Here is an 18,020-nt window from a genome sequence, read left to right as displayed (position 1 = left end):
GTGCGTCGTGGAAATCGTACTCGGAGTCTCGCTGGCGCCAGACTCGGTTCAGATGGTGCTGCTGCAAGGCGAAAACGCCAATGGCGCAACGGTAGACGAGAAAGATTTCGCCGTCACCGCCGCCGACGATTCGCCCACCGTCAGCGCGTCCGATCGAGCGATCGCCGCCATTCTGGGCACCCGCGAGGACGCGGTCGGTGCCGGCATCGAATTGTCCGCCGTCGGGGTGGCCTGCACCGACCAACTCGAAGCGAGGGCGGTGCGCGACGCGCTGGCCGCCCACAAGCTCGAGAACGTCATGCTGGTGTCGACGTTTCTGGCCGCGGCATCGTTGACCCAATCCGTCGGTGGCGCAATGGGTTACGAGCGCACCGCAATGCTTTTCGTGGAGCCCGACACCGCGACGCTGGCCATCGTCGAGACCGCCGACGGGTCCGTCGCCGATGTCCACAAAGAGCGGTTGGATGACGCGTCCGGAGAGTGCGCAACCGCGAAGCTGATGGAGATGGTTGCCGGTCTCGTCGAGCTGCCCGACGGCCCAGACGGCGTATTCGTGGTCGGCTCCAATGTCGATGTCGCCCCGATCAAGCCGTGGCTGGAAGAGGCGACGCCGCTTAGCGTGAACACGCCGGAAGAGCCGGAGACGGCGCTGGCCCGCGGGGCGGCCCTGGCATCCGCGAATGCGCCGTTGTTTGCGTCGTCGACCGCCGCGCTGGCCTACGCGCAAGACCCGGGCACGGGCGCGCTCGACTCAAGCACCCTGCCCGAATATCTGCGCGTCTCCCATGCGGAGCCGGGCGACGACGAATTCGCTTATAGCGCAGTCGAAGACGACGAGGCGAACGCTCCGACCGTCGTCATGGCGGCCGGCGATCAGGATGAAAGCGAGCCCCGTTCCCGGCCAGGCCTGCTGGTCGGCAGCGTGGTGGCGGTCGCCGCGATCAGCGCGGCGATGGCACTAGAAATAGCACTGTCGGTGGGCGTCCACACGACCGTCGGCATGCTGCCCGCGCCGCTCCAAAATCTCCTTGCCCCAGCGGAGCACGTATTCGCGCCTGCGCCTTGGCAAGTGGCGGCCACCAAGGCGGAGGCACCCAAGCCGTTGACTCTGTCCGCGGGTTCGGCGCCGGCAGCGCCGGTCCCGGCCCCCGCGGCTCCTGCGGCTCCTCCGCCCGCGGCCCTGCTTCCGCCGGCTCCGGTCCCCGCGGCTCCCGTTCCGGTCGCGCCGGCCGTGCCGTTTCCCGTCGTCGTGGTCCCGCCGATAGCGCCGCGCCCCCTTCCGCAGCTTTGGTTCCCCGACCCACCAGCGAGCCCGCCCGTCATCGAGGCGCCGCCGCACCCGTCGCCGCCATCCGAGCCGCCGCCCGTCCATGTCCCGCCGCCGCACTCGCCGCCACCCCACCAAACTCCGCCGGGCCACGGGCCGGGCACCAATCCCGGTGGCACGGAAGGGATGCCCCCCGGCAATGGGGGCGGAGGGCCTGCCAACGGCCCGGGATCCGGCCACGGGACACCCGGCGATACGCCTCCCGAAAGCGGCGAACCGGGCAGCGGTCCCGGCCCGAGCCACGGCAACCCCGGCGACACGCCACCCGCGAGCGGCGGACCGGTTACAGGCCCCGGCCCGAGCCACGGCAACCCTGACGGTGCGCCACCCGAGAGCGGCGGACCCGTCACCGGCCCCGGTCATAGCAACCCCGGCAGCACGCCGCCCGAGAGCGGCGGACCGGTCGGTGGTGGCACGCCTCGTGTCGGGGGCGGACCCGTCGGCGGTAGTGGACCGGTCGGCGGCGGCGGGAGCCCGGGCAGCAGTGGGCCGGTCGGCGGTGGCGGAATCCCAGGCGGTAGCGGGCCCGTCGGCGGCGGCGGCTCCCTTGGCGGCGGCGGCTCCCTCGGCGGCGGCAGCTCCCTCGGCGGCGGCAGCTCCCTCGGCGGAGGCGGTTCCCTTGGCGGCGGCTCCCTCGGCGGCCACAGCTCCGGTGGCAGCTCGATCGGGGGCGGCAGCTCCGGCGGCGGCCACAGCTCAGGCGGGGGCCACCACTAGCCCTCCTAGAGCCTGCCGGCGGCGAAGCTGGCGGCCTGATCCACCAATCCCGAGTCGATGTACGAGGGCTGCAGGTGCGACGGCCAATTCAGGCCTCTCCCGCAGATGGGGTCGCCCGGCGCGCACTGGTCGATCGTCTTACCGGCGAAGGCGGGCGCGACTCCGTGGCTTCCATTACCGAACAGGGCGACCGCTGCAACGTGCTGATCGACACCCGGGGGCAGCGGGTTGGTGAATCCGAATCCTGAACGGCCACCGGTGACAAGGTCGGCCACCTCGGCGCCCAGTGAATAGCCGCCGAGCACCATGCGGGTGTTCGGGCAATTCTTGGCCATGAATTGGACGTGGGCGCTCATATCGTTGGCGCCGCTGCCGGTGCTGATGTTGGCGGGGTAGTTGACCCCGTACACGCCGACCGACATACGGGTCTTGCCCCGCAGCGAATTGACCAGTGCGTCGCCGACTGCGCCGACACCGGGCGGTTCTTCTCGGCCGCGCGCGAAAACCACTTCGGCATCGGGGCATGCGGCCGATGCCGCCGGAATCCACGCCAGCGGAATTGGCGCGATCATCAGTGCCGCGGCGAGCGCGACAAGCCTCATGACGCGATTTTACGGAAATACTGACATTCGGTCAGCCCGCTCAGAAATCGAACGTCATCGTCCCGACGCCGGTGGGGCTGTAACTGATGTACACCGGCCCCTGCGCGAAGGGCATGAACCCGGTATTCATTTGGCCCGACAAGACCTGCGGGCTGTTGGTCTCGGTCGTCGTGTACGAGTAGAGCGGCGTCAGGGCGCCGTCGGTGTAGACCGAGATGGTCGTCCCCGCCGGCAACGGTCCGGAGGTCTGGCCGGTCTCCAGGATGGACGACGGGATGGACCCTTGATTGCCGCCGGAATCGACCAGCGCGAGAACCTGTTGCAAAGGCCCGCCGTTGATTTGGACGTCGAAGGCGGTGACCGGTGCCCCGGTGACCGTGATTCCGGGCAGCGGATTGGGACCGAACTGAAGATACCGTCCGGGTTCGTCGATCAGCACACCCTGATTGAGCGGACCCTGCAATGCCGTGACCACCGAGCTGGCCGGGCCCACCGCGTTCGATCCGATGCCCAAGATGCCATCTCCCCCGGCGAAAACATTGCCCGTGAGCATGAGCCCGAGGCCGTTGAGAGATAGTGGCAATTCGAGTATTTCGACGCTGACCGGGGTGGGCGCGGTGAGGAGCCCGTTCCCGAAATTCACCGGCGCGTTGAAGTTTAGGTAGATGAAGCCGACCCCTTCGCCGTAGCTGACGAATCCGAGTTGGGTGGGCAAGCCGAGCTGCCGAAGTCCGATGTCCCAGAAGGGGATCAGCAGGCCGTTGGATCCGGTGTCGACGGTCAGGGGCACGCTCGGCCCGCCGTTGACCGAGACGCCCACCGTCGCGAAGACGCCGTTCATCTGCAGCGGCACGGTCCCGCTCGCCAATGCGCTGAGGCCGGCGGGCCCGTTGGTGCCCCACAGCCATCCACCGCGACCGCCGGCCCCGCCGGCCGCGTTGGCCCCGCCGGTACCACCCGCGCCCCCGCTGCCGACCAACCCCGCCGCGCCGCCCGTCCCGCCGGCCACCCCTGGGGCCGTCGCGGAATAGCCGGTGCCACCGTTGCCGAACAACAGCCCACCGGGACGGCCGTTAGGACTCGCGGCCGTCCCGTCCGCCCCGTTGCCGATCAGCGGTCTCCCCAGCAGCAGCTCGGTAGGCGCGTTGATCGCAGCCAGCACCTCCTGCTCGACGTCCTGCTGAGCGGCCGCCAATCCGGAGGCGGCCACCGCCTCGGCCGCCGCATACGTGCCGCCGGCACCACCGAGCGCCCGCACGAACTCGGCGTGAAACGCCGCCGCCTGCGCGCTCAGCGCCTGATATGCCGACCCGTGCTGGGAAAGAATTGCGGCAACGGCCGCCGAAATCTGGTCCGCGGCGGGCGCCAGCACGCCCGCCGTCGACGCTGCGGCCGCCGTGTTGGCGGCACTGATCGTGGAGCCGACGCTCGCCAGATTTCGTGCCGCGTCGGTCAGCATGTCCGGCGCCGCGAACAGAAACGACATCGATGGCCTCCCACCGGTATTCGTCTAGCCCCCGGTGAGAAACAGGACGAAAGTACCACAATCCCAGAGTTTTGAAAAGCAAAGTTTTCAAGCCCAATAGTTTGAGCGCATCATCTTGGAGGATGGGCACAGGCAGAGAGGACCCGCGATGACGACGATCTACTACGAGTCCGACGCTGACCTCTCGGTGCTGGACGGACAGCGGATTGCCGTCGTCGGGTACGGCAATCAGGGCCGCTCCTGGGCCCTCAACCTGCGCGACTCGGGCCTCGCGGTGGACGTCTTCGCCCGCGCCGACGCGTCTCGGGAGCAGGCCGAGGCCGACGGCTTCCGGCCCGGCGAGATCGAGGCGGCGAGCGCATGCGACCTGATCTGCACTCTCATCCCCGACGACGTCATCCCCGAGTTGCCCATCACCCCTGAGCCGGGCGCGCTATGGGTCCTGGCGTCGGGATACGTGGCGGCCTTCGGCCGGATCGACCCCGATTGCGACATCGGCATGGTCGCCCCCCGGATGCTGGGTCCCGAGGTGCGCGAGTGCTACTTGGAGGGCGTCGGATTCATCACCGCGCTCGGCGTGCAGAAGGACAACTCCGGGACGGCGCTCGCCCGCACGCTGGCCGTCGGACGCGCGATCGGCGGCCTGCGCCAGGGCGCCATCGAGATGACGCCGCGTCAGGAGGCCGTGCTGGATCTCGCGGTGGAACAGGTGCTCGCCCCGGCCCTGGGCCGGGTCTCGAAGAGTTTCGTCGAGCTGATGTCCCGGGCCGGCATCCCGCTGGAGGCGATCATCACCGAACTCGTGCTCTCGGGCGAGGTCGAACGCAGCTACCGGTTGCTGCGGCTCGAGGGCTACGCCAGCCAGATGCGCTACCACTCACCGACCAGTCAGTACGGCCAGATGTCACGTGCGGATCGCTACGACGGCCTCGACGTCCCGCGAGTGATGCGCGAAGTGCTCAGTGACATCGAGTCGGGCAGGTTCGCCGACGAGTGGGACGCCGAGCGCGCCGCCGGTTACCCGAATCTGGAGCGGCTGCGGGCCGAGCGGCTCAACCCCGCGGTCGTCTCCTTCGAGGAAGATCTGCGCGCCCGACTGGGAGAGCGGAACCACCATTTCGGAACCGGCTAGCAGGTAAGGGTGAATGTGGCACCGGTGATTTCTTGCCGCCCGGGTAAATGCAGGAGGCCACTTGTGAAAATCACCGGTTTCGGGCGATACTTTTGCAATCTCGAATGGCTCGATGAGGCGCTAGGAGGACGGTAGTGTCGGGCTTGATCGCGGCGCCGGAGCTAATTAGCACGGCCGCAACGGATTTGGCGAACATCGGCTCGACGCTGAGCGCCGCCAACTCCGCCGCCGCTCCCTCGACCGCCACGGTGCCTGCCGCTGCCGCCGACCAGGTATCGGCCGCTGTGGCGCAGTTGCTCTCCGCGCATGGCGCGGAGTACCAGGCGCTCGCCGGGCAAGTTGAGGCGTTTCATCAGCAGTTCACGCAGAACTTGGAGGCCGGCGCGGGGGCCTACACCGCCGCAGAGGCGGCCAACGCCGCGGTGATGCAGCCCCTGGGCTCGGTCGCGGGCGCGGCCGCCGGCGCTGCCGTCGCCGCCGCCAACCCCGTGGTCCAGTGGTTCAATCAGCTTCTGGTCGATCTGCAGAACCTAATAGGCCGTTTCTTGTTCTTTTTGTTTGCGCCAATTCTCGACCCGATTATCAACTCATTAGCCAACGCCATTGCCACGGCAATTGTGCAAGGCCTCTTCAAGTAGATCGACCGCAAATCACCCGGGTAACCCGTTAGCCCCGTTCGGGCCGAACAGGTAATACCCACCGAAGCCGCCTTGTCCCCCGACGCCGGGAACGGTCCCGAAGCCGCCGTTGCCGCCCGCGCCGCCGATGCCGAAGAGCAGGCCGCCGTAGCCGCCCTGGCTGCCGTTGCCGCCGAAGGCCAAGCCCGCCGCGCCGTAGCCGTTGCCGCCGTGGCCGCCGAGGCCGAAGAGCAGACCGCCGAGGCCGCCGAGCCCGCCGGTGCCGCCGTGGCCACCGGCCTGGGCAACCCCGCCGTCGCCGCCGGCTCCGCCGATGCCGAAGAACGAACCCCCGGCGTAGATGCTGCCGGCACCGTCGCTGAACACGTAACCGTTGTCGCCGCCGCTTCCGCCGGGGCCCCCGGTGCCGCCCGGCGTCAGGGCGGTGCCGCCGGCGCCGCCGTGACCGCCGAGGCCGAAGACGAGACCGCTGCCGCTGCCGCCCTGGCCGCCCTGGCCGCCGATGTTTCCGGCGCCGACGGCCGCCCCGCCGGCGCCGCCGTCGGCCCCGGTGCCGATGAGGTTGAAGAGGGCGCCGCCGCTGCCGCCGTCACCGCCGACGCCCGCGAGCCCGTTGCTGAAGTTGAGGCTTGACCCGCCGGCTCCGCCGGCGCCGCCCAGGCCGTAGATCAGGCTGCTGCCGTTGCCGCCCGCGGCGCCCCAGCCGGCCACGAAGCCGTTGCCACCGGTCCCACCGACGCCGCCGTTGCCAATCAGGAAGCCGCCGTTCCCGCCGAAGCCGCCGTCGCCGCCGACGCCGTTGACGCTGATACCGCCAGTCCCGCCGCCGCCCCCGTTGCCGAAAAGTCCGACGGCGCTGCCGCCGTTGCCGCCGAAGCCGGCCACGCCGGCGCCGATCGCGTTTCCACCATTGCCGCCGCGGCCGCCGTTGCCGAACAAGAACCCGCCGCTGCCGCCGCTGCCGCCGTTCTGCCCGGGCCCGCCGGATCCACCGGCCCCGCCGTTGCCCCACAACAGGCCGCCGTTCTGGCCGTTGGCGCCGGTTCCGGGCGTGCCGTCGGCGCCGTCGCCGATCAGCGGGCGGCCCAGCAGCGCCTCGAAGGGCGCGTTGATGTCGTTGAGCAGCCCCTGGAGCGGATTGGCGTTCGCGGCCTCGGCGCCAGCGTAGGAGGCCGCGCCGGCGTTGAGGAGCTCGACGAACCGCTGGTGAAACGCCGCCGCCTCGGCGCTCATCGCCTGGTACGCCTGCGCGTGCGCGCCGAACAGCGTCGCGACCGCCGCCGACACCTCGTCGGCGCCCGCGGCCGCCACCGCCGAGGTCGGGGCCGCCGCCGCGGCGTTGGCCGCGCTGATCGTCGAACCCACATTCGCCAGATCGGAGGCCGCCGCCGTCACATACTCCGGAACCGCGATTACAAAGGACATCCGACCTCCGACCGACGCGGCGACCGCCCATAGTCGCCGAATGCCAAAATCGTGTATCGCTTGCCCGGCCTACCGATCCCAAGTTTCAGCGGTCATCGCAGCAACGCTAAGAGCCAACACCCGATCACTGAGGCGGAGCTACGCAGGAACTGTGTCGGCGCTGTTAAACGGTTGGCGGCGGCCGAAACACCGACAGGACCCGGTATTTCGCGCTGAACCTCGCGTGGTCGTATCGCTCGCCGACCTCGCCGTCGTGGGCGATGACCGTCGGGCCGTCGACGGTCGAGAAGCTGAACTCCGGCACCTGCAGCTCGTGGTAGAGCGGGCTACGGGGCAGGCGTCCCAATGCCAGCGCGGTCAGGATCCTGGTCCGCGCCCACGGGCGACCGGTTTCCAGGATGCGCACGTCGATCAGGCCGTCGTCCATCCGGGTGCGACGGGACGGCGCGAATCCGCTCGGCAGATACACCGAGTTGCCGAGAAACAACAGTGACGTCTGCAGGGTCTTGTTGTCGTAGCGGATGGTGACGGGCCGGTCGGTGCGCAACGTGCGCAGCAGCGCGTAGAAGCTGGCCACCGGCTTGCCGACGCGCTTCTCCAGCTTCTCGCGCCGCTGCACGAACTTCGGGTAGGCGCCAATGCTCGCGGTGTTGAGCACCATCCGAGATTCGTTGAGGCACACCAGGTCTACGCGGAACACGCTGCCGCGCCGGATCGCGTCCACCGTCTTGGCCACCGTGTCGCAGCCGATGTCCTTCGCGAAATGGTTGAACGTGCCGCCGGGGAAGACCGCCAGAGGGAGTCCCGCGTCGATCGCGACCGACGCCGCGGCCGCCACGGTGCCGTCGCCGCCGCCGACCGCCAACACCTCGGCGCGCTCGGCCGCGCTCCGCAGCGCAGGCTCGGGATCCTCGTCGGGTCCCAATTCGACGATCTCGGCCTTGGGTAGTTCGGCGCGGACCTCGTCGACGATGCGGGCGCCGGTGCCGCTCCCCGACGACGGGTTGATGACCAGGACGACGCCGGAGCCGTCGGGGCGCTGCGGGGTGTCGACGAGCAGCGGTTCGGTCCGGGGCAGCGTGGTTTCGACGATCGGCGGGACGAGCCGGCCGCCCAGCACCGCGAGGCCCGCGCCGATGCCGAATCCGGCGAGGACGTCGCCGGGGTAGTGCGCGCCCGTGGCCACCCGCGACAGCCCGACCATGCCGGCCAGCAACGCCAGGACGAAGCCCAGCGGCGGGTTCTCCAGGCCCACCCCGACGGCAAACGCCGCGGCGCTGGCCGAGTGTCCCGACGGCAGCGAGTTGGATGCCGGGCGGCGGCGCACCCGCCTGACCAGGGGCACCGACTCGTAGACGGGCCGCGGGCGCCGTCGGATTCGCTTGGCGACCTGGTTGGTGATCAGGCTGGTGGCGCCGAGGGTGACGACGCCGCGGGTCGCGCCGCGCTGCGCGGACGGTTTGCCCGACGACAGCATCGCCGCGGCGATCACGAACCACAGCTTGGAGTGGTCGGCCGCCCGGGTCAGCGGTGGCATGAGCGTGTCCAGCAGCGGGGTGGGCGTCTCGGCGATCGTCTCGAACAGCTCCCGATCGAGGGTGCCCAGTCCGCGGGTGATCTGTGTGACGCCGCGGGGGCGTTGCCAGGGCAGCCTGTTCATCGACTCCACCCTAAATTGGCAAGCGTGCGGGCAAACGGCTACTGGCAGGCGTGGCGGGAAAACGCCGGGCGCCGCGGCGTGCCCGGGGACGCCGTCGCGGAGATTGCCCGTCGGCACGCCATCACGGCGGAGAGCTTTGCGATCCTCGGGCAGGCCGAGGAGATCACGGACGCGCACGGCAAGTCCTTCTTCCTGTTGCCGCCGGGGATCAGCGGCGACGACGCGCGCGCGGCGACGCTGCTGACCTATGTCCTGAACGCGGGGACGGACTACGGCAAGGCGGGCCGGCGGCCCGCGGATTTTCCCGAGACGCCGTACTGCGCCGCGGAGGTGGCGCGGATCATCAAGCGGCAGAACGCAAATCGCTGGAGTTACTCGCGCGACGTCCGGTTCGTCCACCGCAACGGCGGGCGCCTGGTAACGACCCCGAACGGCATCCTGATGGGCGTGGGCGGCAATTGGTTGCAGCGACAGTTCAGCCGGCGGGGCGGCACCACCTGGGGCGACATCTTCATGGTCAACGGCGGCCCGCTCAGCGATCCGGCGGAGCGGCTGCGCTGGATCGTTCGGGGCAGCCCCGATCTGGACCGGGTGCTGCACCACGAGGAGCGGCACTGCCGGCAGTGGGCGGCGAAGGGCTACCTGGGCATGCTCGGCGGCTACGGCTGGGAACTGGTGCGCGAGTTGGCGTTCGGCAAGACGAACAGGCTCGAGGAGGACGCCGGCCTGTCCGACGGCGGCTACAGGTGATACAGCGCGCGAATCCCGTGGGACAGCACCATCGCACCGATCACGACCAACAGCGCCGCCAGCAGGGCGGCGTTGTTCTTGTCCATCCATTCCTTGACCCGCGCCAGGGTCGGGTCGAGGCGCTGACCGGCCGCCGCGTACGCGAGGATCGGGATCGCCACGCTCGACGCCGCGACGACGACGAAGAACGCGGCGGCCAACCAGTCACCGGCGGCGCCGAGTCCGCTGGTGCCGATGCCTAAACCCGCGGGCACGCAGATCAGCGAAACGTCCGGCCGCACCACCGCCAGCGCCGCCCCCGTCAGCCCCGCGCGGGCCGGCGTGATCGTGTCGAATGTGCGCATCCAGGCCGGCGACTCGCTGTGGCCCTGCCGGGTGAACCACTTGAAGATGCCGTAAATGATCAGCGCCGACCCGAGGACCACCCGCAGCCAGGACGACCACCTCGGTGGCGACTTGTCCAGCCCGCCGAGCAGGCCGGACGCGGCGACCGACAGCGCCGTCAGCGCGGCGATGCCCAGCACCCAGCCGGCGAGGAAGGCGAGGCTGCTCGGGCGGGCCCGCGGCGCCTGCAGGACCAGCACAGCGGGGATGATCGTGAGCGGCGAGAGCGAGATGACCAGCCCAAGCGGAATCAGCCCGGTCGCGACGGTAACCCAGCTTCCTGCCATGGGCAGCAATCTAGCGTGCCCGGCTCCTACAGCGCGTGAATTCCGTTGTAAAGCACCAACAAACCGATGAGAACGAGGATCACCGCGAGCATGGCGGCGTGGTTCTGCTCCATCCACTCCTTGAGCCGTTCCAGCGCGTCATCGAGGCGGCCGCCGGAGCCGACGTAGGCGAGGATCGGCGCGGCGACCGTCGACGAGGACGCGGCGACGAACACGGCCCCGGCGGTCCAGCCGGCGGCTATGCCCAGGCCGCCCGTGCCGATCGCCAGGCCGGCGACCGCGCACAGGATCAGCACCTCGAGGCGCACCACCGTGAGCACCACCCCGGTCACGCCGGCGCGCAGCGGGGTCATTTTGGAAAACGAACGCATCCAGGCCGGGCTCTTGCCCTGGCGATGCCGGGTCAGCCAGCGGACGATGCCGAACACGATGAGCGCCGCCCCCAGCACCACGCGCAGCCACGAGGCCCACTTCGGCGGTGTCTGGTGCAGATCGCCCAGCAGATCGGAGGCCCCGACGAACGCCGCGGTGAGGGCGCCCATGCCCACCAGCCAGCCGCCGAGGAAGGCGAGGCTGGCCGGCCGCGGCCGCGGCGCGTGCAACACCAGCACCGCCGGGATGACCGTGATCGGTGAGAGCGCGATGACCAGACCGAGCGGAATGAGCTTGGTCAGTGCGGACGCCAAGTTGCCTGTCACGGGCAGCAATCATCGCACTGCTAGCCTTTCCGGCGCAGCGTCCAGGCGGGTATCCAATGCGTGACGGTTTTCCGCTTGGAGCCGTAGGCGATCGGATAGGTCACCAGCCCCCACCAGTCGCCCTGTTCGCAGATGCCCCAGCAGCTCAGCCGCCCCTCGACAACCTTGTGCAACTGCAGGCCGTTGGGTTGATAGCGACCCGAGCGATGCGGCTCGCGCGGGAAGAGCACGGTCAGGTCGATCAGTACCGCGATCGGCGGGCGCACCACGCGGAACGGGTCGCGGACCGGCTGCCCGTTGTATCCGATCGACGCGAGGTCGCCCATTGATCGATCATACGTTCGAACGACGATTGATGAGCAAGGTCGTTTCCGGTCGGTGTGCCCCGGTAGAGGCCTATAGTCGCGGCACCGAGATCGAGGGGAAATCCAGATGAGGACGTTGATCGCCGCCGGGTTCCTGGCGTTGGGCGGGCTGCTGACCACCGCGGTGGGGGTGGCCAACGCCGACGAGGTTCAGGTCGAGGGCGTCTACTCGACCGAGGCCGCGTGCCTCGTCGACGGCCCGCATGTCGAGATCGAGTACGACAACGGGCGCTACACCCACTACGCGTGCCGCGAGGGCGCAGACGGGCTGTGGTACCTGTACCTGAACAACGGCTAAGGGCGCCGCGCCGCGTCTGGCAACATAGCGAACGGTGAGCGCCTCCGATACCCGCGAGTCAGGACGGCGCCGTGGCGCGTTCGACCCGTTGTTCGTCGGACTCCTCGCGGCCGCAATAAGTTTGGCCGGTGCGGCCCGCCCGTCTTTCTGGTACGACGAGGCCGCGACCATTTCGGCCTCCTACAGCCGATCCCTCGGCCAGCTGTGGCAGATGCTGGGCAACGTCGACGCGGTGCACGGCCTGTACTACCTGTTCATGCACGGCTGGTTCCAGGTCTTTCCGCACACCGAGTTCTGGTCGCGCGCGCCGAGCGGCCTGGCGGTCGGCGGCGCCGCGGCCGGGGTGGTGGTCCTGGGCGGGCAGTTCTCGTCGCGCACCGTGGCGGTGGCATCCGGGGTCCTCTGCGGGGTCCTGCCCCGCACGACGTGGGCGGGCGTCGAGGCGCGGCCCTACGCCCTTTCCATGATGGCCGCCGTGTGGATAACCGTGCTGCTGGTTGTCGCAGCGCGCCGAAACGGCGCCTGGTCGTGGCTGTCGTACGGCGTAGCCCTGGCGGCGTCGATCTTGCTCGACGCGTACCTGGCGCTGCTGGTGTTGGCGCACCTGGTCTACATCGCGGCCTTCGCGCGGACGCGAAAGGTATTGCCGCGCTTCGTCATTACCTCGGCAGTGGCGGTGGGCGTCCTGGCGCCGTTTTTGGCGGCGGTCGCCCGGCAATCGCCCCAGATCAAGTGGGTGCCGACGATCGGGCACCGGACGATCGAAGACGTGGTGATCCAGCAGTACTTCGAGCGGAGCCCGCCGTTCGCGGTTCTCTCGGCGCTGGTAATGGCCGCGGCTATTGTTTTGTGGCTCAGCGGATCCGCGCGGTTGGCGCGCGGAGACCGGCAGCTGTTGACCATCGCGATCGGGTGGCTGGCGATACCGACCGCCCTGATCGTGCTCTTCTCGGCGCTGGCCCACCCGATCTACACGCCGCGGTACTTGTCCTTCACCGCGCCGGCGATGGCGCTGATCCTGGGCGTCTGCACCGCCGCCGTGACCGCCAGGCCGTGGGCGGCGGCGGCGCTGGTAACCCTTTTCGCGGTCGCCGCGGTGCCGAACTACGTTCGGGCGCAACACAACCCGTATGCCAAGTATGGGATGGACTACAGCCAGGTGGCCGACCTGATCACCGCCAAGGCGGCGCCGGGCAATTGCCTGCTGGTGAACGACACGGTGACGTTCATGCCGGCACCGATGCGCCCGCTGATGGCGGCGCGCCCGGATGCCTACCGCAAACTGGTCGACCTCACGCTGTGGCAACGGGCGACGGACCGCCGGGACGTGTTCGACACCAACCTCATCCCGGAGGTCGTGGCCAGGCCGTTGAGCCAGTGCGGCGTCGTGTGGATCATCACCCAGGCCGACCCCGCGGTGCCCGCCCATGAGCAGGGCCCGGCGATTCCCCCGGGCCCGGTCTACGGGCCGACCCCTGCCTTCGCGGTCCCGCACGACCTGGGCTTCCGGCTGGTCGAGCGCTGGCAGTTCAACCTGGTTCAGGTGCTCAAAGCGGAACGATAGTCACCAGATGCGGATGTAGTCGACGAGCATGTCGGCCGGGTAGGTCGCCGCGGCAGGATCGCCCGCGCCCACGCCGCCGACCGCCAGCGTGAACATCGGGGTCATCCAGTAGCCGGGGTTGTTGAACGGCCACCGGAAGTCGTCAGGGGCGCCGCCGTGCACATGGATGGGCTTGTTGGGAACGGTGAAGTACTGCGACCCGTCGCGCGAGAACTGGAATCCGTTTTCACCCCAATGCATTTGCCACGTATGCCAGCCGCCGTCGACCAGCCCGGGAATCGACTTCCCTTCCCAGGTTTTCCCGTTGGACGCGGCGTGGACGGTGGTTCCCGGGGGCCAGGAGCCGTTGCCGTACCACTCGAAAAGGTCGACCTCGCCGTCGGGCAGCGGATCCTCGTTGACACCCCAGAACGCCGACCACAGGCCGGGTTCCAGACAGTTCAGCTTGATCTTCGCTTCCCAGGTCTGGTTGATCATGCTGTGGAAGTTCCCCCGCAGTTTGGCGCCGTAGTAGGTGTCGCCTTCCTGGGTGGCACGCAGCACGAGGTTGGAGTTGCCGTCCTGGAACACGTTGCGGCGGTCGTCGCGGTAGATCCCCGCGACCGGCGGGAACACGTCGTCCTGCCAGGTCTGCACCGTCCACTTGGCCGGATCCGGAGCCGAGCCCGCCGGGCCGTCGAAATCGTCGGCGAAGAGGTAGCCGCCGCTACCCGCCGACGGCGCCTTCGGCGGTGCCGGCAGCGACGGGTTGGCCAGCGCCTTTGGGAGGGGGGACGCGGCCACGGCCGCCAGCATGCTCAGCCCCGTGGTCAACAACATGCTGCGACGATCCATCTGCTTACCACCCAATCGCTAAAAAGCCGGCACCTGCGGCCCGGCGTGATCTTCCCCGAGGCAACTTTCGCAAACGGTGTTATAAAACCACGCACCGGGGGCGGTATGCATCTCGCGCGGCGGTGCGTCGCCCTGCGTTTTCGCGGATTAACCGCTGCTAGCGGGGCGAATCCGTCTCGCAGCCCTCCGCCGTGCGGGTTCCCGCCGCGTAAAGCAGTTGCTTGAGCTGGCGCTGCTCGTCGGCGGTGAGCCCGCCCAGCACGCGCTGATCGGCCGAGCGGACCGCGGCGTCCGCCCGTTTGAGCAGGGCCTTGCCGCGGCGGGTGAGCTGGGCGGGCATCGCCCGGCCCGACGGTGTCGACGCCGGGCGGGTCAGGGCGCCGCGTTCCTCGAGGGCGTGCAGCACCTGGTTGGCCGCCTGCGCCGAGACGTTGGTGCCGCGGGCCAGTTCGGCGCTGCTGAGCCCGGGGCGATGGGCCAGGATCCGCATGCACACGAACTCGGGCGGGGTGAGGCCCAGCGGCTTGAGCTCCGCGGCCACCTGGGGCCGCAGCGCCGCCATAACGCGGTACAGCAAAAACCCCAGTGGCGCCTCGTGGAGTTGACTCACACCCTCATGCTCGCATGCGGGCGGTGGTCCGGAGAAAGCAACCATCAACTTCCTTGACATCGCGGGTGACAGTGGTATCAAGGAGCTTGATAGTCCAATGTGGAAAGGAACGACAGCGATGTCTGGTGGATTTTTCGGTGGTTTCGGCGGACCCGGCTTCGGCGGACCCGGGTTCGGTGGCCCGGGCTTTGGCGGCCCCGGTTTCGGCGGTTGGGGCGAAAAGGGCTGGGGCCAGGGCGGTTTCGGGTTCAAGGGTGGATTCGGCCACGGCGGGCCCGGCCGTCGGCCCTTCCTGAAGCGTGCGGCGTTCGTCACCGCGGCGCTGCTGCTCGACGGGCCGGCCGACGCCGCGCAGATCGTGCAGCGGGTGTCCGACGCGACCGAGGGCGCGTTCACACCGCCGCAGGACGTGGCGGAGCTCGCCATCGGCCTGCTGGCCGGACGGGGTGTGGTCACGGTCGACAACGGCGTCGCGACGCTGACCGAGCTGGGCCGCAACCTGCTGGCCTGGCGGGGCGTCAGCAGCGAGACCGCGCACGCCTTCCTGGGGCGGGCGGCCAAGTTCGGCGACGTGTTCAAGATCCGTATAACGCTGTTCGAGCTCGCGGGGTTAGCCCGCACCATCGCCTGGACGGGCACCGACGAGCAGAAAGAGCAACTCGCCGAGACCCGGACCAAGGTGCTGGAGGCGCTGACCGACGCCAAGAAGACGCTGCACCGCGTCCTCGGAGAAGGTTAGCCCGAAGCCGGTTCGCTCAGCTTGACCAACATCTTGCCGATGTTGGCACCGGTGAATAGGCCGTTGAGGGCGTCGACGCACGACTCGACGCCCTCAAAAACGGTCTCGCGGTGCTTGATTCGGCCCTCGCCCTCCCACTGGCGAAGCGCCGCATAGGCTTCCTCGAAGCGGCCCCAGTCGTCGAGCGCGTTGAACCCCTGCATCAGCGCGGTCTTGGACAACAGGTTCACGTAGTTGGCCGGCCCCGGGTGCTGCCCGCTGAGGTAGCTGGAGATGACGCCGCAGAGCACCACCCGCGCTTTGGTGGCCAGCCGGCCCAGCACCGCGTCCAGGATCGGGCCGCCCACGTTGTCGAAGTAGACGTTGACCCGTCGGGGGCAATGCTGTTTGAGCGCCGCGGCGACGTCCTCGTTCTTGTAGTCGATGCACGCGTCAAACCCGAAGTCCTCCACCACCGCCCGGCATTTCTCGGGCCCGCCGGCGATGCCCACCACGCGGGCGCCGGCGATCTTGGCGATCTGCCCGGCCACCGACCCGGTGGCGCCCGCGGCCGCCGACACCACCACCGTCTCCCCGGGCTGTGGCCGGCCGATGTCCATCATCCCCATGTAGGCGGTCGCCCCGGTCGGGCCGTACACCGACATGACCGCCAACTGGTCGACTTTTTGAGACGGGTGGGCCTTGCCGGGCACGGGCGTGCTGAACACGTCGTCGCGGATGATCGCGTACTCCTGGAAGCCCGTCAGCGTGGTGACGACGTCGCCGACCTCGAAGGCGTCGCAGCGCGTCGCCACCACCTCGCCGATTCCGGCTGCCCGGATGACGTCACCCAGCTGCACCGGCGGCAGGTAACCGGGTTGATCGTTCAGCCAGGTGCGGACGGCGGCGTCGAGGCCGACGTAGGTGGTGCGCAGCAGCGCCTCGCCGTCGGCCGGTTCGGGCGCGGGCGTGGTGACCAGCTCGGTGTCGTCGGGCTGGACCAGCCCGGTGGGGCGGCGACGCAACAGGATCTGACGGTTCGGCAAGTCGGGCACGGTGCTGAAACTACCCATAGTGGCCGCTGCGATGGGAGCATCTCTCCCATGAACTCGCAGGATGACCCGGAGCAGCGCATCCGGGAACTCGAGCAGCCCCTGGCCGACACGGCACGCGCGTCGGAATCCGGACAGGTGCCGCCGCCCGGCGGCTACCCGTATTCGCCCGGTGCGTATTCACCCCCGACGTATCCACCGCCACCGCCGCCGCAAAGCCCGTGGACCTACGGCGGCCCGCTCTCCGGGCCCCCGCCGAAGTCGCCGTCGGGCAACCGCACGTGGTGGATCCTGGGCACGGTGATCGTGGTCGGGTTCCTGGCGCTGGCCGGGGGCATCGCGGCCTTTGCCGCACACCAGCTTTCGGGCGTCCGGTCGATCATCAGCTCGACGCCCACCTTCCCCACCGTCACCGGGACCTTCGGTCCACCCTCGACCACCTCTCGAAGCCCCAGCCCGTCGAAAACCCGAACCACGACGCCCTCGACATCACCCACCCCGTCGCCCGGGGGCAGGCTCAACATCTCCGGCATCAACGAGAACCGCACCGTCGCGTGCAACGACAGCCTCGTCAACGTGAGCGGGGTTTCCAACACGGTCGTGATCACCGGCCACTGCAAGAGCCTCACCGTGTCCGGCGTCCAGAACGCCATCACCGTCGACGCCGTCGACAGCATCGACGCCTCCGGCTTCGACAACAAGATCACCTATCACTCGGGCAACCCGAAGATCAGCAACGCCGGCGGTTCCAACGTGGTGGAGCAGGGCTGACCGCGCAGCCGAGCTAGGTGGACTCCTCCGAATCCGAATCCGAATCGTCGTCGAGGACGCTGACCGCGATGCCGTAGGGCAGGAAGCGCACCTTGCGCTTGGGGTCGACGTTGTTCTTGTTGGCGCGCAGCGCGTCGAGTTCGGTCGCGTAGACCTGCTCGACGTGCGCGCCGCCGCCGGCGTCCACGGTGTAGATCGCCCACACCCCGTCGCCCGCCTCGCCCGCGGTCTCCGGCCCGCGGCGGGGCCGCCTAGACAGGTCCTCGAAGAACGCGGACCAACTTGTCCCCGGCACCGGCGCGGTGACGAATCTGCCGAGTCGCTCGAAAACCTCGCGCAGCCCCTCGCTGCCCTCCCTGATAACGCGATCGAAATCCTCGGGATCGAATCCGAACGCACCGTACTCGCCCACGCAGGCCTCCTTGCATTTACGGCGTTACTGCCCAGTGTGCGCTCAACCGTCGCCTTGTGCCACGGGCGGCCTATGGCGCCGGTGGCGGTGGGGCCGGTGGCGGCGGCGGGTTGATCGGAATCGGCACCGTGACGAACGGGAAGTGCAGGTACAAGGTCAGAGGCGGCCGCTGATACGGCGGCGGCGCGGGCGCCGCGACCTGCTCAGGCGGCGGCGGGGCGGCCGGCGGCGGCGCCGGTGCCGGTGCCTGCTGCACGGGGGGCGGCGCCGATTCCGGAGCGCGCCGGGCG

The 18,020-nt window shown here is 69.5% G+C and carries 19 protein-coding genes and 1 pseudogene; 8 read left to right on the top strand and 12 right to left on the bottom strand.

From position 1 onward, the window contains the following. The first annotated feature begins 7 nt into the window (after positions 1-7). Positions 8-2,044 (top strand): hypothetical protein, encoded by a 2,037-nt coding sequence (locus AWB92_RS19915; protein WP_085188728.1) that lies wholly within the window; start codon positions 8-10, stop codon positions 2,042-2,044. Positions 2,045-2,049: 5 nt separating this feature from the next. Here AWB92_RS19915 and AWB92_RS19910 read toward each other — a convergent pair whose 3' ends face one another. Together AWB92_RS19910 and AWB92_RS19905 are read right to left on the bottom strand one after the other, a co-directional pair. Next, positions 2,050-2,646 carry a cutinase family protein gene (locus tag AWB92_RS19910; protein ID WP_085188726.1) on the bottom strand — a complete coding sequence of 199 codons (597 nt, stop codon included), beginning with the start codon at positions 2,644-2,646 and terminating at the stop codon, positions 2,050-2,052. A 40-nt stretch (positions 2,647-2,686) separates the two neighbouring features. Further along, entirely contained in the window at positions 2,687-4,132 is a 1,446-nt protein-coding gene (locus AWB92_RS19905; RefSeq protein WP_085188724.1) for a PecA family PE domain-processing aspartic protease, read from the bottom strand. Between the two features lie 148 nt (positions 4,133-4,280). Here AWB92_RS19905 and AWB92_RS19900 point away from each other — a divergent pair, with 148 nt between their 5' ends. Both AWB92_RS19900 and AWB92_RS19895 read left to right on the top strand, forming a co-directional pair. After that, positions 4,281-5,264 carry an NAD(P)-binding domain-containing protein gene (locus AWB92_RS19900; RefSeq protein ID WP_085188722.1) on the top strand — a complete coding sequence of 328 codons (984 nt, stop codon included), beginning with the start codon at positions 4,281-4,283 and terminating at the stop codon, positions 5,262-5,264. A gap of 134 nt (positions 5,265-5,398) precedes the next feature. After that, entirely contained in the window at positions 5,399-5,902 is a 504-nt protein-coding gene (locus AWB92_RS19895; RefSeq protein ID WP_206601304.1) for a PE family protein, read from the top strand. 12 nt (positions 5,903-5,914) lie between these two features. Here AWB92_RS19895 and AWB92_RS19890 read toward each other — a convergent pair whose 3' ends face one another. Further along, positions 5,915-7,327: a PE family protein gene (locus AWB92_RS19890; RefSeq protein ID WP_085188720.1), complete on the bottom strand. Its 1,413-nt coding sequence runs from the start codon at positions 7,325-7,327 to the stop codon at positions 5,915-5,917. A 163-nt stretch (positions 7,328-7,490) separates the two neighbouring features. Next, complete coding sequence (locus AWB92_RS19885; RefSeq protein WP_085188748.1) at positions 7,491-8,987, bottom strand: bifunctional phosphatase PAP2/diacylglycerol kinase family protein; 1,497 nt, start codon at positions 8,985-8,987, stop codon at positions 7,491-7,493. Between the two features lie 24 nt (positions 8,988-9,011). Between AWB92_RS19885 and AWB92_RS19880 the strand changes: the two genes are divergently transcribed. Then, positions 9,012-9,737 (top strand): hypothetical protein, encoded by a 726-nt coding sequence (locus AWB92_RS19880; RefSeq protein ID WP_085188718.1) that lies wholly within the window; start codon positions 9,012-9,014, stop codon positions 9,735-9,737. Here the strand turns inward: AWB92_RS19880 and AWB92_RS19875 are convergent. Genes AWB92_RS19875 through AWB92_RS19865 form a run of 3 tightly spaced genes read right to left on the bottom strand, consistent with a single transcriptional unit; the run spans position 9,728 to position 11,432 of the window. Then, complete coding sequence (locus tag AWB92_RS19875; protein WP_085188716.1) at positions 9,728-10,408, bottom strand: GAP family protein; 681 nt, start codon at positions 10,406-10,408, stop codon at positions 9,728-9,730. The genes AWB92_RS19880 and AWB92_RS19875 overlap by 10 nt on opposite strands. A 26-nt stretch (positions 10,409-10,434) precedes the next feature. Then, on the bottom strand, positions 10,435-11,106 hold the full coding sequence (locus tag AWB92_RS19870; RefSeq protein WP_068102730.1) for a GAP family protein: 672 nt from the start codon (positions 11,104-11,106) through the stop codon (positions 10,435-10,437). 20 nt (positions 11,107-11,126) lie between these two features. Continuing rightward, entirely contained in the window at positions 11,127-11,432 is a 306-nt protein-coding gene (locus AWB92_RS19865) for a hypothetical protein (protein ID WP_068102732.1), read from the bottom strand. A 106-nt stretch (positions 11,433-11,538) separates the two neighbouring features. Here AWB92_RS19865 and AWB92_RS19860 point away from each other — a divergent pair, with 106 nt between their 5' ends. Continuing rightward, positions 11,539-11,769 carry a hypothetical protein gene (locus AWB92_RS19860; protein ID WP_085188714.1) on the top strand — a complete coding sequence of 77 codons (231 nt, stop codon included), beginning with the start codon at positions 11,539-11,541 and terminating at the stop codon, positions 11,767-11,769. 88 nt (positions 11,770-11,857) lie between these two features. Beyond that, positions 11,858-13,333 (top strand): glycosyltransferase family 39 protein, encoded by a 1,476-nt coding sequence (locus AWB92_RS19855; protein ID WP_241523527.1) that lies wholly within the window; start codon positions 11,858-11,860, stop codon positions 13,331-13,333. Here the strand turns inward: AWB92_RS19855 and AWB92_RS19850 are convergent, their stop codons facing one another. Together AWB92_RS19850 and AWB92_RS19845 are read right to left on the bottom strand one after the other, a co-directional pair. Beyond that, on the bottom strand, positions 13,334-14,167 hold the full coding sequence (locus AWB92_RS19850) for a glycoside hydrolase family 16 protein (protein WP_085188710.1): 834 nt from the start codon (positions 14,165-14,167) through the stop codon (positions 13,334-13,336). It lies immediately after the preceding gene. Positions 14,168-14,324: 157 nt separating this feature from the next. Then, positions 14,325-14,729 carry a MarR family transcriptional regulator gene (locus tag AWB92_RS19845; protein WP_241523526.1) on the bottom strand — a complete coding sequence of 135 codons (405 nt, stop codon included), beginning with the start codon at positions 14,727-14,729 and terminating at the stop codon, positions 14,325-14,327. Between the two features lie 166 nt (positions 14,730-14,895). Between AWB92_RS19845 and AWB92_RS19840 the strand changes: the two genes are divergently transcribed. Next, the gene (locus AWB92_RS19840) at positions 14,896-15,516 is read left to right on the top strand and encodes a hypothetical protein (protein WP_085188706.1); all 621 of its coding nucleotides are present in this window, start codon (positions 14,896-14,898) and stop codon (positions 15,514-15,516) included. Here the strand turns inward: AWB92_RS19840 and AWB92_RS19835 are convergent. Then, entirely contained in the window at positions 15,513-16,550 is a 1,038-nt protein-coding gene (locus AWB92_RS19835) for an NADP-dependent oxidoreductase (RefSeq protein WP_085188746.1), read from the bottom strand. The two genes, AWB92_RS19840 and AWB92_RS19835, sit on opposite strands and share 4 nt — an antisense overlap. A 48-nt stretch (positions 16,551-16,598) precedes the next feature. On the opposite strand from AWB92_RS19835, the gene AWB92_RS19830 reads away from it, so the two are divergent. Then, positions 16,599-17,318, top strand: coding sequence for a DUF3060 domain-containing protein (locus AWB92_RS19830; protein WP_085188704.1), 720 nt, complete (start codon positions 16,599-16,601; stop codon positions 17,316-17,318). Between the two features lie 13 nt (positions 17,319-17,331). Here AWB92_RS19830 and AWB92_RS19825 read toward each other — a convergent pair whose 3' ends face one another. After that, the gene (locus AWB92_RS19825; RefSeq protein WP_085188702.1) at positions 17,332-17,730 is read right to left on the bottom strand and encodes a hypothetical protein; all 399 of its coding nucleotides are present in this window, start codon (positions 17,728-17,730) and stop codon (positions 17,332-17,334) included. Positions 17,731-17,800: 70 nt separating this feature from the next. Next, positions 17,801-18,020: pseudogene (locus tag AWB92_RS19820) on the bottom strand (hypothetical protein); the annotation flags it as partial.

The organism is Mycobacterium sp. IEC1808 (assembly GCF_002101935.1).
Lineage (GTDB): Bacteria > Actinomycetota > Actinomycetes > Mycobacteriales > Mycobacteriaceae > Mycobacterium.
This window is presented reverse-complemented; position numbering and strand designations above follow the sequence as displayed.

Coding starts and splice junctions, on each gene's coding strand:
- AWB92_RS19910 (WP_085188726.1), bottom strand. CDS start 2,646: ATGAGGCTTGTCGCGCTCGCCGCGGCACTGATGATCGCGCCAATTCCG.
- AWB92_RS19905 (WP_085188724.1), bottom strand. CDS start 4,132: ATGTCGTTTCTGTTCGCGGCGCCGGACATGCTGACCGACGCGGCACGA.
- AWB92_RS19900 (WP_085188722.1), top strand. CDS start 4,281: ATGACGACGATCTACTACGAGTCCGACGCTGACCTCTCGGTGCTGGAC.
- AWB92_RS19890 (WP_085188720.1), bottom strand. CDS start 7,327: ATGTCCTTTGTAATCGCGGTTCCGGAGTATGTGACGGCGGCGGCCTCC.
- AWB92_RS19885 (WP_085188748.1), bottom strand. CDS start 8,987: ATGAACAGGCTGCCCTGGCAACGCCCCCGCGGCGTCACACAGATCACC.
- AWB92_RS19875 (WP_085188716.1), bottom strand. CDS start 10,408: ATGGCAGGAAGCTGGGTTACCGTCGCGACCGGGCTGATTCCGCTTGGG.
- AWB92_RS19865 (WP_068102732.1), bottom strand. CDS start 11,432: ATGGGCGACCTCGCGTCGATCGGATACAACGGGCAGCCGGTCCGCGAC.
- AWB92_RS19860 (WP_085188714.1), top strand. CDS start 11,539: ATGAGGACGTTGATCGCCGCCGGGTTCCTGGCGTTGGGCGGGCTGCTG.
- AWB92_RS19850 (WP_085188710.1), bottom strand. CDS start 14,167: ATGGATCGTCGCAGCATGTTGTTGACCACGGGGCTGAGCATGCTGGCG.
- AWB92_RS19845 (WP_241523526.1), bottom strand. CDS start 14,729: ATGGCGGCGCTGCGGCCCCAGGTGGCCGCGGAGCTCAAGCCGCTGGGC.
- AWB92_RS19840 (WP_085188706.1), top strand. CDS start 14,896: ATGTCTGGTGGATTTTTCGGTGGTTTCGGCGGACCCGGCTTCGGCGGA.
- AWB92_RS19830 (WP_085188704.1), top strand. CDS start 16,599: ATGAACTCGCAGGATGACCCGGAGCAGCGCATCCGGGAACTCGAGCAG.